A 13185-nucleotide genomic window follows, 5' to 3' on the forward strand; every position below is an offset into this window, starting at 1 on the left:
TTCAGCTTCCCGTCACCCCGTGCCGCCTAGCCTCGGGCCGTATGAATCGTGACCCCCTTCAGGACCGCGAGCCGCTTGATGTGATGCCGACTCAGGACCGCGAGCCGGTTCATGTGACGGTGTGGGACGAGACGGCGGCCGCCGAGGCGCCGCGGGCGGTGCTCGTACACGGCACGATGAGCTGGGGTACGGAGTGCTTCGCGGCGCAGCGGCCGCTGGCCGAGAGGTTCCGGCTAGAACTCGTCGACCGGCGTGGCTTCGGCGACAGCCCGGATATCGAGCGGAGCGACTACACGGTCGACGCCGAGGACATCGGCCAACTCCTGGGCCACGGAGCGCACTTGGTCGGTCACTCCTATGGGGCGGCCGCCGTGATCCTGGCCGCGTCGGCCCGTCCGGAGGCGGTGCGGTCGCTCACCCTCATCGAGCCGTCCCCGCTGCGCACCGCCGCCGGTCACCCCACCGTGGCGGCGGCGCTGGAGCGGATCCGGGCCTCGTTCGGGGACGTCGACGAGCAGCTGAGCCCGGAGGAATATCTGCGGCGGTCCACCGAGCCGTACGGGCTGCCGATGCCGGAGCCGACCCCGCGTCTGCTGCGGGCGGTGCGGTCGGCGATGTGCGAACGTCCCGTATGGGATGCGGAGCTTCCGCTCGGTCCCCTGGCAGGGGCCACCATGCCCAAGACGGTCATCAACGGGACCTGGGAGACCGCCCACCCTGACTACCGGGACTTCACCGGCACTGCGCTGATGGCCTGCGGCGAGTACCTTGCCGGCGCGATCGGCGCCTGCCATGTACGGGTGCGCGGCGCCGGCCATGCGCCACACCAGGACCGGCCGGAGGAGGTGAACGCCCTCCTCGCCCGGTTGTGGGAGAGCTGACCCGGGCGGCCGGGTCCAGGGCGCAGCCAGGAGCCGCACCGCCCGGCCTCGGCCCGCTCCGAACCGCCCAGCTCCGGACCGCCCGCCCCAACCCCGCCCCTCAGGCCACCTCGATCCCGTACTCCTGCACCAACGCCTCCAGCCCGCCGGGAAACCCCTTGCCGCCACCCACGAAGTCCCAGTCGCCGCCCGCCCGTTGCCGGAACGAGCCGAGTACCAGCGCGGTCTCGCCGGGCCGCCCCTCCGAGACCTCCAGCTGCCCCAGCTCCTCCCCCGACGCGTCCAGCAGCCGGATACGGGCGTCGGTGAAGCCGGAGAGATCGGCGTCGGGGTTGACCTGGGGGTCGATCGCCGCGACCAGGACCAGCCGGTCGGCGTCCGGCGGCAGTGCCTCGAACCGCACCTGCATCGCGGCCCGGTCGGGCGCGAACCCCGGCAGCATCCGCACCGAACCGTCCGGGTTGCGCGGGTTGTTGTAGAAGACGAAGTGGTCCTCACTCAGGACGCTGGTCCCCTTGCACACCAGGGCGCAGACATCGAGGGCGACCGGGCCGGACCAGTTCATGCCGAGGACGTTGTGGTCCGGCGCCTCGTCGGCTGCGGCAGGGCCGGCCGGAGCGTCCGCGCCGAGCCGGCCGCGCAGCCCGTACCGGCCGAGCAGATCGACGAGTTCGGAGCCGGCGATCAGACTGAGCGGTTTGCCGTTGGCGAACGTGTGGGAGCCGGGGCCGAAGCGCGAGGTCGTCACCAGCACGCCCTTGTTGGCGCCCTCGGCCTGGACGGTGCCGTAGAGGTCGCGGACGGCGGTCGGCGGGACGGTGTGGCGGTAGCGCTTGACCTGCACGACGATCTTGCCGCCGCGGATCGGGTCGGGGTCCAGCGCGTCCACGTCGACCCCGCCGTCGCCGGAGCGCTGGGTGGTCACGGCCTGCATGCCCATGGCGCGGAACAGCTCGGCGATCAGATTCTCGAAGGCGATCGGGTCCATCTCGTACAGATCCGGTTCACCATCGGTGCCGTGGGCGACGATCTCGCCCCCGACGTCGCCCGGGAGGCGTGCGGGACGTACCGGGGTCCGCTGGTCGGGGCGCGCGGCGAGCTGACCGCGCAGCCCCTCGGTGAGGCACTCCACCGCGCTGACCTGCGCGAGGTGGAAGGTGTCAAAGGCGCTGCGGGCCGCCATCACGGTCGCCAGATACACCTGGGCCGGGCGGCCGGTCACCGGGTCCACATCGTCCACGAACCCGTTGAGGGCCACCGAGTCCAGCGTGCCGTAGGTGTCCGCGGCGAAGAGGTCGCGCAACACCAGCAGCACGCTCTGAGCCAGGACATCGCGGTAGAGGGCCCGGCGCTGCGCGGCCGGCCGGGCGGTCTGCTTCTCCTGGTCGACGCTGGGCATGTACCGGATGTATTTGGCCGCCGGCACGATGTCGTAGGCCGGGAGTTCCCAGTCCAGGACCAGCTGGCGGGCCGCCGGGTCGTATGCGGCGGTGACCTGGCGGGGAAAGCCCTCCGGCCAGGCGGTGGAGGAGTAGAGCGCGGCGGAGAAGTACTCGACGGCCGCGTCCGGGTCGCCGTCGCGCAGACCGGACAGCAGCTCCGTTATCCCGGTGTTGTGCTGCCGGATGCCGGCCAGGGTGCCCGCGGCCCACTGGTCGTACTGCTGCCGGTAGGCCGCGAGTTGGGACTGCCGCCGGCTCTCCGCGGCCTGCGCGGCGTACCAGTCCTGCTCGTAGCGGGCGCGGGCCTCTCCCTGGGCGCGGTCACGGTGGACACCGACCTGCCAGCTGCCCGGCGGCGCCTGATAGCGCGCCGGGTCGGGCATCGGTACCGGGGTGGCGAGGGCGCCGGGCGCGAACTCCTCGATGCGCTCGGGGCGCAACAGGGCATCGGGGGAGAACGCGGGGGCCCGGCAGCCCTCGGCGAGGAGGCCGGTAAGGGCGGCGACCCGGCTGTCCAGCTCCTCGGTGCGGCGGCGGGCGTCGGCCTCGCGCTGCTGCCGGTAGGCCGCCTGGCGCTCGCGGTGCATCCGCGCCATGGCGCGTTCCGCGTCCCGGGCCTGCCGTTCCTGGTCGCGCTGTTGTTGTGCTCGCGCGCGGCGCTGGGCTTCCTGCTGGCGCTGCTGCTGCCGCTGCGCCTCGGCCCAGATGGCCATTAACCCATGGGAACGGCGGCTCATATGGCTCTGTGTCCTCCCCCCGGGGCGGCTGCCCCCGGAACCCTGTGAAAGCGGTTTCACCTGCCCTGTTGGTGGAACTTTAGCGGGGGAACGAGCGGCCGGTCACGCTCGGGTACGAAGAATCGGCCGCCTTGGCGGGGCCGGCCACTGGCACCTTCACGGCCCTGTTCACAGCCCCGTTCACGGGCGCCTTCGCGGGCGCCTTCACGGGCGCGTGCCCTGACCTCATCCGGCCGCCCCCGCACCTCATCCGCCCGCCGCCGCCCGCAGCTTCGCCGCCGTGACGGCCGGGTCGTAACCGTCGGGGACCCCCGGCACCAGCACCACATCACCGTCGATATGGCGGGTGCGCAGCGGCAGGATCTCCGCGTAGGCGGGCGAGTCGTACCAGCCGCGGGCCCGTGCCATGTCAGGGAAGGCGATCACGACGAGGGCCCCGGGCCAGCTGCCCTCCTTGACCTCCACTTCGGCGCCGTGGACGAGGAACCGGCCGCCGAACGGGTCCAGCGTCGCCTGGATCTTGTCGATGTAGTCGAAGACCTCCGGGTGCGGTGCGGTGGGACGGAGGTGGCCGAGGGCGTATGCGGTCATGGGAGAGCCTTCCGGTGCGACGGGGGTGGTGCCCTGCCCCCACGTTTCCAGCCCCCCGGGTACGGGTCGATTACCTCCGAGGTCATCGTGGACGGCGGGCAGTTCGGCGGCTGTCCAGTCCACCAAGGCCCGCGTCACAACTCGAAGAAATGCGCCGTGCCGTTGCCTTTACTTCCTTATGGCATTACCTTTGTCGCCGTGACTACCGGGTCGGCCATGTGCCATGAGCGAGTGAGGTTCCCGGTCACCACGTGACCGCCAGGCGGGCGCCAAGAGGCCCGCCCCTCCGCTCTTTCAGTTTCGCGCGATGCACGCACTTGTTCTGCTGCCTGCTTCCCGCGCGCCCTTTCCCTTGTGCCGCCTTTCCTGGCGCGCCATACCACCGTCGATTCCTTTTCGTCCGTGGTCAATTCGCCCTGCCCGAAGAGCGGCTATCCGTCCGTCTCATCCGCAGGGCCGATTTCCCCTGCCCGCGCATCTCCGCGGGCTCCCGCGCACGCCGCATCCTGGAGAAAACACCGAATATGCCGATCGATTTCAACCGACAGATCATCGAGGAGTTCCGCGCCAACGGTGGTTGCGTCGGCGGCCCTTTCGAGGGCGGCCGACTGCTGCTGCTGACCACCACGGGAGCGCGGTCCGGCGCTCCGCACACCACCCCGCTCGGCTACCTTCCCGACGGCGACGGACGCGTCCTGGTCATCGCCTCGGCGGCCGGCGCGCCCAAGCATCCGGCCTGGTACCACAACCTGGTGGCCCATCCCCGTGTCACCGTCGAGGCCGGTGTCTTCACCTACGAGGCGCAGGCCGTGGTCCTGGAAGGCGCCGAACGCGACCGGGCCTTCGCCCGCGCGGTCGACAGCGATCCCGGCTGGTCCGCATACCAGGAGAAGACGGACCGCGTCCTTCCCGTGGTGGCCCTGGAGGAAATTCCGGCCGGCCCGCCGAATATCAACGCTTCGTCGGTGGGCGGGGCGCTCAAGGCCGTACACGACGGATTCCGCCGGGAACTCGCCCTGATCCGCAAGGAAATCGCCGCATCGGGCCCGGGTCTCGGCGCCCAGCTCCGGGTGAACTGTCTGACCCTCTGCCAGGGGCTGCGCACTCACCACACCGGCGAGGACGCCGGAATGTTTCCGCTGCTCGGCCGGAACCATCCCGAACTCGCCCCGGCCCTGGAGCGTCTGGAGCAGGAACACCAGAAACTCGCGGTCCTACTCGCCGACCTGCAGAACGTCATCTCCGACCGGGACGCCGATCCACAATTGCTGCTCGCCGAGGTCGAACGCCTCACGGAGGAGGTGGAAAACCATCTCACCTACGAGGAGGAACAATTGATTCCGGTCCTCGACGGCGGGATGTGCTGAACCGAGCCATGTGCTGAACCGAGCTATGTGCTGAACCGGGCTATGTGCTGAACCGAGGGATCTGCTGAACGGCGGGAGGTGCTGCCCGGGGACCACCGGGCAGCCCACCACATTCAGATCGCGTCCTCGCACCCCGCCCAATACGGATCCCGCAGCAGCCGCTTGAAGAGCTTCCCCGACTCATCGCGCGGCAGCCGCTCCTCGAAGACCACGGCCCGGGGGACCTTGTACCCGGCGAGCCGCGCGGCGACATGGGCACGGACCGTCTCGGCGCTGAGCAGCACACCGGGTTCGGTCTCCAGATGCACCGCGAGGACCTCGCCGAACTCCTCGTCGGGGATGCCGAAGACGGCCACGTCACGCACCCCGTCGAGGGCGAGCAGACAGCCCTCGATCTCCGCGGGGTAGATGTTGACCCCGCCGGAGATGACCATGTCGTTGCGGCGGTCGCTGAGGTAGAGATAGCCGTCCGCGTCGAGATGGCCGATGTCCCCGATGGTGACGTACCCGGGCAGGCACGGCGCTTCCATGGCGGCGCGCTTGTCCGGGTCGCCGAGGTAGGTGAAGCGGGGCCAGTCGTCGGCGGGTTTGAGGTAGATGTCGCCGGTGGCGCCGGCCGGCAGTGGTTCCCCGTCGGGGCCGAGGACGGCGACTCCGCAGGTTCCGGTGGCCCGGCCGACGGTGCCGGGGTGGGCCAGCCACTCCGCGCTGTCGCACCAGGTCACTGCGCCGGTCTCGCTGCCGCCGTAGTACTCCCGGAGCACCGGCCCCAGCCAGTCGATCATGGCGTGTTTGATATGCAGCGGACAGGGCGCCGCGGCATGGACGACCGAGGTGAGCGAGGACAGGTCGTAGCGCTCGCGGACGTCCTTGGGCAGCCGCAGCAGCCGGACGAACATCGTGGGCACGACCTGGACCTGCTCGATGCGGTGCTGTGCGATCAGCCGCAGGAATTCCTCGGCGTCGAAGTGCGGCATCAGGGTGATGTCCAGCCCGGCCGCGAGCGCGAGGACGGCGTGCTGGCTGGGCGAGGCGTGGTAGAGCGGGGCGGGGATGAGCGTACGGCCGCCGGGGGCGACGGCGAAGTACTCCAGGAACCGCAGCACCGCCTTCTCCAGCCGGTCCGCGGCGACGGGTTCGCGCAGCACCCCCTTGGGGCGGCCGGTGGTTCCGGAGCTGTAGATGATGGTGGGCGGGCGTTCCGCGGCGCCCGTCCGCAGCGGGGCGCGTCCCTCCAGCCAGTGGTCGAGCAGCGAGTGTTCGCCGGTGGGCGGCGGCAGGGAGATCCCGCAGGCGGCCGCGACCCCGGCCGGGACGGCCACCTCGACGATCCGTACGCCGTCGGGAAGCGCGGCGGACACCCCGGGCAGCAGGTCGGTGTGTACGAAGACGACCTTGCTGCCGCTGTCGGTGAGCACATGCCGCAGCTCGTGGTGCCGGAAGTGCCAGTTGACGGGTACCGCCGAGGCCCCGAGGAGCGCGGCACCGGCGGTGATCTCCAGATGGGCGGGCTCGTTGCGCAGCACCACGGCGATCCGGTCGCCCGGATCGACTCCCCACTCCGCCAGGCCGTTCGCGATCCGGGCCGCACGGTCGAGGAAGGCCGGATATTCGCGTTCATGGCCCGCGCAGCGGATCGCCGGGGCGCCGGCTGCGGTGGGGACGACGGCTTCCATGGTGCCTCCAGTGAGTGCGACCGGATCGCTCATTGAACCGGCAAGTGGCATTGTCCGCCAGGGCGCTGACCATGCGTCCGCGCCCCTTTCGGCCATCGGACGTCCTCTTCTCGGCCACTCCCCCGCGCCCCTCCCGGATCCGGTGCCCGCGCCCTCTTAGATCCGAGGTCTCCCGCCCCGACACCCGCCAACTCCCCCAACCGTTCGCCTCCTTGCCCCAGATGCTCCGATGTTTATCGCGCCCGGGGTCTTCCGGTCCGGATGCCGGGGCTGCACCATGCGGGATGGCACAGGAGGCACGTACGTGACCAACTGACCCGAGGAGCGAGCGATGCACAGCCGCACAAGACGGTTCGGGCTGCCGGTACTGGCGGGGACGCTGGGCGCCCTGCTGCTGACCGCCGCCGGCCCGGTGGCCGCCGCAAAGCCCCCGCCCCGGCCCGTCGCAGGCCCCGGCACCAATCACGCGACCGACGATCCCTTCACCTCGCCGCGCACCTCGTGGTGGCGGCAGAGCCGCTTCGGGATGTTCATCCACTTCGGCGCGTACTCGAATCTGGAGGGCGAGTACACCCGCCCCGACGGCACGGTCTGCCGCAACGCCGAGTGGATCAAGCGCGAGTGCCGGATCCCGGACGAGGAGTATGAGCGGCAGGCGGCCACCTTCAACCCGTCCGCCTTCGACGCCCGTGCGATCGTCCGGGCGGCCAAGGACGCCGGCCAGCGCTATATCGTCATCACCTCCAAGCACCACGACGGCTATGCGATGTGGCCGACGCGGCAGAACACCTGGAATCTGCGCGACCACTCCTCCTTCGACCCGCACCGCGACATCCTCGCCGAGCTGAAGAAGGAGGCCGACGCCGCCGGGATCAAACTCGGTTTCTACTACTCGATCTGGGACTGGCACGACCCGGACTTCGCCGATCCGGCCACCTTCCCGCGCTATAAGAAGCGGATGTATGCCCAGCTCAAGGAGCTGATCGAGCACTACGACCCGGCGCTGCTGTGGTTCGACGGCGAATGGGACACGGACAACCCCACCAACAGCTGGTCCCACCAGGACGGTGCGGATCTCCAGGCGTATCTGCACGCCCTGAACCCTCGTCTGATCGTCAACAACCGCGTCGGCAAACGCGGGGTGGCCGACGGCGACTTCGGCACGCCGGAGCAGGAGATCCCCGCGGAGCCGGTCGACGGGCAGCTGTGGGAGAGCTGTATGACGCTCAACGACCACTGGGGCTTCGCCAAGTACGACACCCACTGGAAGCCGTCGGCGACCGTGCTGCGCAATCTGCTGGATGTGGCGAGCCGCGGCGGCAACTATCTGCTCAACGTAGGGCCGGACAGGCTCGGGCGCATCCCTCAGCCGTCCGTCGACCGGCTGCGCGAGACCGGCCAATGGCTGGCCGCGCACGGTCAGGGCGACGCGGTCTACGGGACCGGGCACACCGGGCTGGTGGCGGACCCGTCCTGGGGCGCGGTCTCCCGCCGGGGCGACGCCCTATATGCCTCCGTCACCTCCTGGCCGGCCTCCGGCGCTCCCCTCCACCTCACGGCCAGGGCACCGTTCGACATCACCGCCGCCCGGGTGCTGGGCAGTTCCCAGCAGGTAACGGTCGCCCGGTCCGGGGACGGCTTCGACCTCACACCGTCCGGCGCGGCCACCGACCAGCGCGCGAGCGTCATCCGGCTCACCATCCGGCCGCCGGCCGCGGCGCCCGCCGGTACCGGCACCGGGCTGACGGCGCAGAGCTGGGCCAATGACTCCTTCTCCGGCCCGCCCGCGGTGACCACCGTCGATCCGACGGTGAACAAGTCCTACCGCTTCGACGGCTCACCGGACCCGACGATCCCGGCCGAACACTTCAGCACCCGCTGGACCGGCAGCATCCAGCCGCGCTACGACGAGACGTACACCTTCACCACGGTCTCGGACGACACCGTGCGGCTGTGGATCGACGGCAAGCCGGTGATCGACAGCGCCACCCCGCACGAGCCGAAGGCCGACAAGGGGACGGTCACCCTGAAGGCCGGTCACCGGCACCGTATCCGGATCGACTACACGGAGCGGACCGGCGAGGCCCATATGAAGCTGCTGTGGTCCAGCCCGAGCCAGGACCAGCAGATCGTGCCGCGGCGTCAGCTCTACGTCGACTGACCGCGGCCGTACGGACGGCCGGGGGCGAACCGGCCGGGGGCGGGAAATCGCCGCCCCCGGTTGGGCCGTTCGGGTCACGCGGCGCCAAAGGCGGACGGCCGTCCGCCGGGGCGCCGTTGTCAGTGCCCGCTCCTATCCTCGGGGAGCATGAACAACGACGAGATCCTGCGAACCCATGGTGAGGCTCTCGCGCTCTTCGGGACCCGGGTGCATGCCGTCCGTGAGGACCAGTGGGACGGCCCGACGCCGTGTACGGAGTGGTCGGTGCGCGCTCTGGTGAACCACCTCACCGCCGAACAGCTGTGGGTGCCCCGCCTGGTGCGCGACAGAGCATCGATCACCGACATCGGATCGGAGTATGACGGCGAGGTGCTGGGGGACGATCCGGCCGGGGCCTGGGACCGCGCGGCGGTGGCCGCCGTGGCGGCGTTCGCGGAGCGCGGTGCGCTGGACCGCACCGTCCAGCTGTCCTACGGCTCCAGCCCGGCCGCCGCGTACTGCACCCAGATGATGGCCGACGCGGTGGTGCACACCTGGGACCTCTCCCGTGCGATCGGCGCCGATGAGCGGCTGCCCGGTGATCTGGCGACGGCGGCACTGCGCGAGGTGGAGCCGTACGCCCCCGGACTGTCCGCTTCCGGGCTGTTCGCCCCGGCGGTGGAGCCGCCGGCCGACGCCGACGCGCTCACCCGGCTGCTGTGTCTGCTCGGGCGTCGGCCCTGACCCCGGAGAAGGCCCATGGGTCAGGGCCGAGGACACACCTGAGATCAGCCGATCAGTCGATGCCGCGGAAGATATTCGGCTCGGCGGGATCGTCCTCGCAGCCGGCCAGCCGCACCGGAGCGCATCTGTCCCAGACTTCCAGATTGCGGACTTCCTTGATCCGACCTGGTCGCTCGCCCTGCTTCAAACGGGGCTGCTTGTGTTGAGCCTTGTGCAATGCCACCACGCACTCCTTCATCGAGGTATTGGTTCCGACGCGGTGGCGCCTTTTTCACAAACCGGGAGGTCAGCCAAGGTTTGTGGCGTTCCCGCGACGGGCCAATGGTGTTGGCGTCTCCCAGAAAGGTCGTCCGTCGCCCCTCAGAGTAACGACGCCGCACGCGGCGCGCTCGACGTTTCCCGGCGCGAAAGTCAAGTCCTCGAAAAGCGCGAATGGCGCCGCCCGGAATGACGGGGAAAAGGGGTTGGTTTTGTGATGCACATCACTCACTCCAATGGCCCCGCGGTTGCTGCATTCGCACCGCCCCCTCACGCTGAAGAAGGAGCAAAGGATGCTGCCGCCCAGGCCGCGCGCCCTGCCGCAGAGCGCGCGGCCACGGTGCTACCCATGGGCGGGTGGCATGGTTCTCCGATTCCGGTTACTGGCTGGGGCGGCTGGTCTTCCAGCGCATGCTGGCCGTTCTTTATGTGGTCGCGTTCCTCGCGGCGGTGCGGCAGTTCCGGGCGCTGATCGGTGCGCGCGGCATGCTGCCGGTGCCCGCGTATGTGGCGACGGTGCCGTTCCGTGCGGCGCCCTCGGTCTTCCACTGGCACTACTCGGACCGCTTCTTCGCACTGTGGTCGTGGAGCGGGGTCCTGCTCGCCGCGGCCGTGGCGGCGGGGGCCGCGGACGCCGTACCGCTCTGGGCGTCGATGGTGCTGTGGGCCGTGCTGTGGGCGATGTATCTGTCCATCGTGAATGTCGGGCAGACCTGGTACAGCTTCGGCTGGGAATCGCTGCTGCTGGAAGCGGGCTCACTGGCGGTGTTCCTCGGCAACGCCGTGACCGCTCCCCCGGTGACCGTCATGTGGCTGCTGCGATGGCTGCTGTTCCGGGTGGAGTTCGGGGCCGGTCTGATCAAGATGCGCGGCGACACCTGCTGGCGGGATCTGACCTGCCTCTACTACCACCATGAGACCCAGCCGATGCCAGGGCCGCTGAGCTGGTTCTTCCACCATCTGCCCAGGCCGCTGCACCGCGTCGAGGTGGCCGCCAACCATGTCGCCCAACTCGCCGTGCCGGTCCTGCTGTTCACCCCGCAGCCGATCGCCGGCTGGGCGGCGGTCGCGATGGTGGTCACCCAGCTGTGGCTGGTGCTCTCCGGCAACTTCGCCTGGCTGAACTGGGTGACCATCACGCTGGCGATGTCGGCCGCCGCCCCGTTGTGGGCGCGGCCCGCCCCGCCGCTCCCGGCGCCGCCCGTCTGGTTCGAGGTCCTGGTCCTCCTCGCCACCGCCGGGGTCCTCGCGCTCAGCTACCGGCCGGCCCGCAATCTGCTGGCGCGTCAGCAGCTGATGAACACGTCCTACGAGTCCCTGCATCTGGTCAATTCATATGGCGCGTTCGGCAGTATCACGCGGGTCCGCCGGGAGATCGTGGTGGAGGGCACGGCGGACGCGGTGACCGGGCCGGAGACTACTTGGCACGCGTACGAGTTCCACGGCAAGCCGGGCGAGGTGCGACGGCTGCCGCGCCAGTTCGCGCCGTATCACCTAAGACTTGATTGGCTTCTCTGGTTCGTCGCACTGTCCGCCTCGTACGGAGCGTCCTGGTTCGGCGGCTTCATCGAGCGGCTGCTCCTCAATGACAGGGATACCCTTCGGCTGATCCGCCGCAACCCCTTCCCAGATCGACCCCCTACCTACATCCGCGCCAGGATCTACCGCTACCGGTTCAGCACCTGGCGGGAGCTGCGCGCGACGGGGGCCTGGTGGCACCGCACCTTCGTGCGGGACCTCCTACCACCCACCCGGCTGGAGGTTGCACCGGCCCCAGAGGACGAGGACGACCCTCCTCCCTGAGTTTCACATTCCAACTTCCCCGGAGCGAACTAACCCTCAGGCGCCCCGAGGGAGGAGTTAGTTCATTCTTCGATGCTCAGCCGCGCACCCGGGAAAGTTGCCTGGCTCCGCCAGAGAGCCGACGGCCCCTCACCGAAGGTGAGGGGGCCCGGCTACCGAAGCGCAGTACTGCTCAGATGGTGTCAGCCAGCTTCACGCGGCTGTCGAGGAACGCGGTCCACGCAGCCGGGCTCGCGGTGATCTCGGGGCTCCCGCCCTCCACGAACTTCGAGTCGCGAACCATGATCCGGGGCATGTTGTCCGCGACCTCGACGCACGCGTCGTTGTCAGAGCCGGAGTAGGAAGACTTGCGGTAGTTGGGCTGCTCGCTCACTTGAACCTCTTCAGCGCTTCGTGGATCAGACCGCTAGACCTCTGGGCGCTCTCCGCGTCCTCGGCGAGCCGATCACAGACCTTCTGAAACCTCATAACCTCTGCCGTCTCGTCAGAGTAACTACCGGTCGAGAAGCCCTCGGTATAGGTAGCCCGCCGGCCGTTCGAGAGGGTGAGGAGAGTGAACGAACCGGACACGATCGCCGCGCCGAACGGCAGAACCCTAACGCTGATGTTCGGCTGCTCCTGGGCCTTGAGCAAGTGCTGTAGCTGCTCACAGGCCGCGTCCGGGTTCCCCATGTCACTGCGGAGTACGGCTTCGTAGATGATCGCGGTCATCCAAGGCGGATTCTCACCCTCCCAGAGCCTCTTAGCTCGCTCCATGCGCTGGTCTACGAAGCGCTTCATGTCCTTCGGGTCCCCAGCTTGCCCCGCCAGGACGAGGGCGCTGGCGTAGCCCTTCGTCTGGAGCAGGCCGGGCACTATCAGTCCGAAGTCATGGATCATCTGCGCCTCGGACAGCCGCCTCACATACGGCTTCGCGTAGTCGCGCACGCTCTCCCGGTTCAGGATCCTGACCAGGTTCTCGATGGTGCCAGACCGCACCCCGAGGGCCTTCTCCAGGTTCCTCGCGAGTTCCGTGTCCGGAGGAACGTCGCCCGTCTCAACCTCAGAGATCCGACTCTGCGCCACGAAGACGCGAGTGGCGAGGTACGACTGAGTCCACTCGTGGCCTTCAAACTTCGCCTTGCGCAGGGCCAGTCGAGCGTCCTGCACCGTGCGCCCGATGTACTGCTCGATGCCCTCGCTGGGGTCAACATCCCGCGCCTTTGTCATATGCCAGATATCTCGATCGCACTCCGATAGCCAACTACTAGTGATCGTACGGCTACAGCGACAAGGTTGTTCCCGGAACGGAACGTGCAGGCAGTGGGAAGAGGACCCATGATCTACCGCCGAGGTCAAGCCGTCTTGGACCAGCCGCGTCAACTCGTCGGGCAGGTTGAGGCCGTTAAGGATCACGAGCTGGTTCTGACTCGCCCAGGGGGCCAGTGGGAGCAGTCCGAGGAGCAGTGTCGGCCGACCAGCCCGCAGGAGGCCGCGCGCCTGACACTGAGTCAGGAGTCCAGGGTAATCGGGTCACTCGTGTACGGATCTCTGATCACACGGACTA

General features: G+C 69.3%; 11 protein-coding genes. 5 read left to right on the forward strand and 6 right to left on the reverse strand.

The genetic code is table 11. The features are described 5' to 3' along the window. Positions 1–41 precede the first annotated feature (41 nt). Positions 42–881 carry an alpha/beta fold hydrolase gene (locus STRTU_RS04710; RefSeq protein WP_159742375.1) on the forward strand — a complete coding sequence of 280 codons (840 nt, stop codon included), beginning with the start codon at positions 42–44 and terminating at the stop codon, positions 879–881. A 100-nt stretch (positions 882–981) separates the two neighbouring features. On the opposite strand, the gene STRTU_RS04715 is transcribed toward STRTU_RS04710, so the two are convergent. Together STRTU_RS04715 and STRTU_RS04720 are read right to left on the reverse strand one after the other, a co-directional pair. Beyond that, positions 982–3060, reverse strand: coding sequence for a restriction endonuclease (locus STRTU_RS04715; protein ID WP_159742376.1), 2079 nt, complete (start codon positions 3058–3060; stop codon positions 982–984). Positions 3061–3306: 246 nt separating this feature from the next. Further along, positions 3307–3651, reverse strand: a complete 345-nt coding sequence (locus STRTU_RS04720; protein ID WP_159742377.1) for a DUF1330 domain-containing protein — start codon at positions 3649–3651, stop codon at positions 3307–3309. Positions 3652–4175: 524 nt separating this feature from the next. Between STRTU_RS04720 and STRTU_RS04725 the strand changes: the two genes are divergently transcribed. Continuing rightward, positions 4176–5018 carry a nitroreductase/quinone reductase family protein gene (locus STRTU_RS04725; protein WP_159742378.1) on the forward strand — a complete coding sequence of 281 codons (843 nt, stop codon included), beginning with the start codon at positions 4176–4178 and terminating at the stop codon, positions 5016–5018. 113 nt (positions 5019–5131) lie between these two features. Here the strand turns inward: STRTU_RS04725 and STRTU_RS04730 are convergent, their stop codons facing one another. Next, a complete protein-coding gene (locus tag STRTU_RS04730) occupies positions 5132–6694 on the reverse strand; it encodes an AMP-binding protein (RefSeq protein ID WP_159742379.1) in 1563 nt (520 codons plus the stop codon). 331 nt (positions 6695–7025) lie between these two features. Between STRTU_RS04730 and STRTU_RS04735 the strand changes: the two genes are divergently transcribed. Then, complete coding sequence (locus STRTU_RS04735) at positions 7026–8855, forward strand: alpha-L-fucosidase (protein ID WP_159742380.1); 1830 nt, start codon at positions 7026–7028, stop codon at positions 8853–8855. A 147-nt stretch (positions 8856–9002) separates the two neighbouring features. Then, a complete protein-coding gene (locus STRTU_RS04740) occupies positions 9003–9578 on the forward strand; it encodes a TIGR03086 family metal-binding protein (RefSeq protein ID WP_159742381.1) in 576 nt (191 codons plus the stop codon). Between the two features lie 52 nt (positions 9579–9630). Here STRTU_RS04740 and STRTU_RS04745 read toward each other — a convergent pair whose 3' ends face one another. After that, positions 9631–9801, reverse strand: coding sequence for a hypothetical protein (locus tag STRTU_RS04745; protein ID WP_159742382.1), 171 nt, complete (start codon positions 9799–9801; stop codon positions 9631–9633). Positions 9802–10193: 392 nt separating this feature from the next. Between STRTU_RS04745 and STRTU_RS04750 the strand changes: the two genes are divergently transcribed. Beyond that, positions 10194–11639 carry a lipase maturation factor family protein gene (locus STRTU_RS04750; protein ID WP_159742383.1) on the forward strand — a complete coding sequence of 482 codons (1446 nt, stop codon included), beginning with the start codon at positions 10194–10196 and terminating at the stop codon, positions 11637–11639. A 172-nt stretch (positions 11640–11811) separates the two neighbouring features. Here STRTU_RS04750 and STRTU_RS04755 read toward each other — a convergent pair whose 3' ends face one another. Continuing rightward, complete coding sequence (locus STRTU_RS04755; RefSeq protein ID WP_159742384.1) at positions 11812–12012, reverse strand: DUF397 domain-containing protein; 201 nt, start codon at positions 12010–12012, stop codon at positions 11812–11814. Then, positions 12009–12848, reverse strand: a complete 840-nt coding sequence (locus STRTU_RS04760) for a helix-turn-helix domain-containing protein (protein ID WP_159742385.1) — start codon at positions 12846–12848, stop codon at positions 12009–12011. Before STRTU_RS04760 ends, STRTU_RS04755 begins: the two co-directional genes overlap by 4 nt. Between the last annotated feature and the right edge of the window lie 337 nt (positions 12849–13185).

Origin of the sequence: Streptomyces tubercidicus (assembly GCF_027497495.1) — a bacterium.
In the GTDB taxonomy this organism is placed as follows: domain Bacteria; phylum Actinomycetota; class Actinomycetes; order Streptomycetales; family Streptomycetaceae; genus Streptomyces; species Streptomyces tubercidicus.

Bases quoted from the DNA above. Each gene is read 5' to 3' on its own strand.
- STRTU_RS04720 (WP_159742377.1), bottom strand. From the start codon at position 3,651: ATGACCGCATACGCCCTCGGCCACCTCCGTCCCACCGCACCGCACCCG.
- STRTU_RS04725 (WP_159742378.1), top strand. From the start codon at position 4,176: ATGCCGATCGATTTCAACCGACAGATCATCGAGGAGTTCCGCGCCAAC.
- STRTU_RS04715 (WP_159742376.1), bottom strand. From the start codon at position 3,060: ATGAGCCGCCGTTCCCATGGGTTAATGGCCATCTGGGCCGAGGCGCAG.
- STRTU_RS04760 (WP_159742385.1), bottom strand. From the start codon at position 12,848: ATGACAAAGGCGCGGGATGTTGACCCCAGCGAGGGCATCGAGCAGTAC.
- STRTU_RS04735 (WP_159742380.1), top strand. From the start codon at position 7,026: ATGCACAGCCGCACAAGACGGTTCGGGCTGCCGGTACTGGCGGGGACG.
- STRTU_RS04710 (WP_159742375.1), top strand. From the start codon at position 42: ATGAATCGTGACCCCCTTCAGGACCGCGAGCCGCTTGATGTGATGCCG.
- STRTU_RS04740 (WP_159742381.1), top strand. From the start codon at position 9,003: ATGAACAACGACGAGATCCTGCGAACCCATGGTGAGGCTCTCGCGCTC.
- STRTU_RS04730 (WP_159742379.1), bottom strand. From the start codon at position 6,694: ATGGAAGCCGTCGTCCCCACCGCAGCCGGCGCCCCGGCGATCCGCTGC.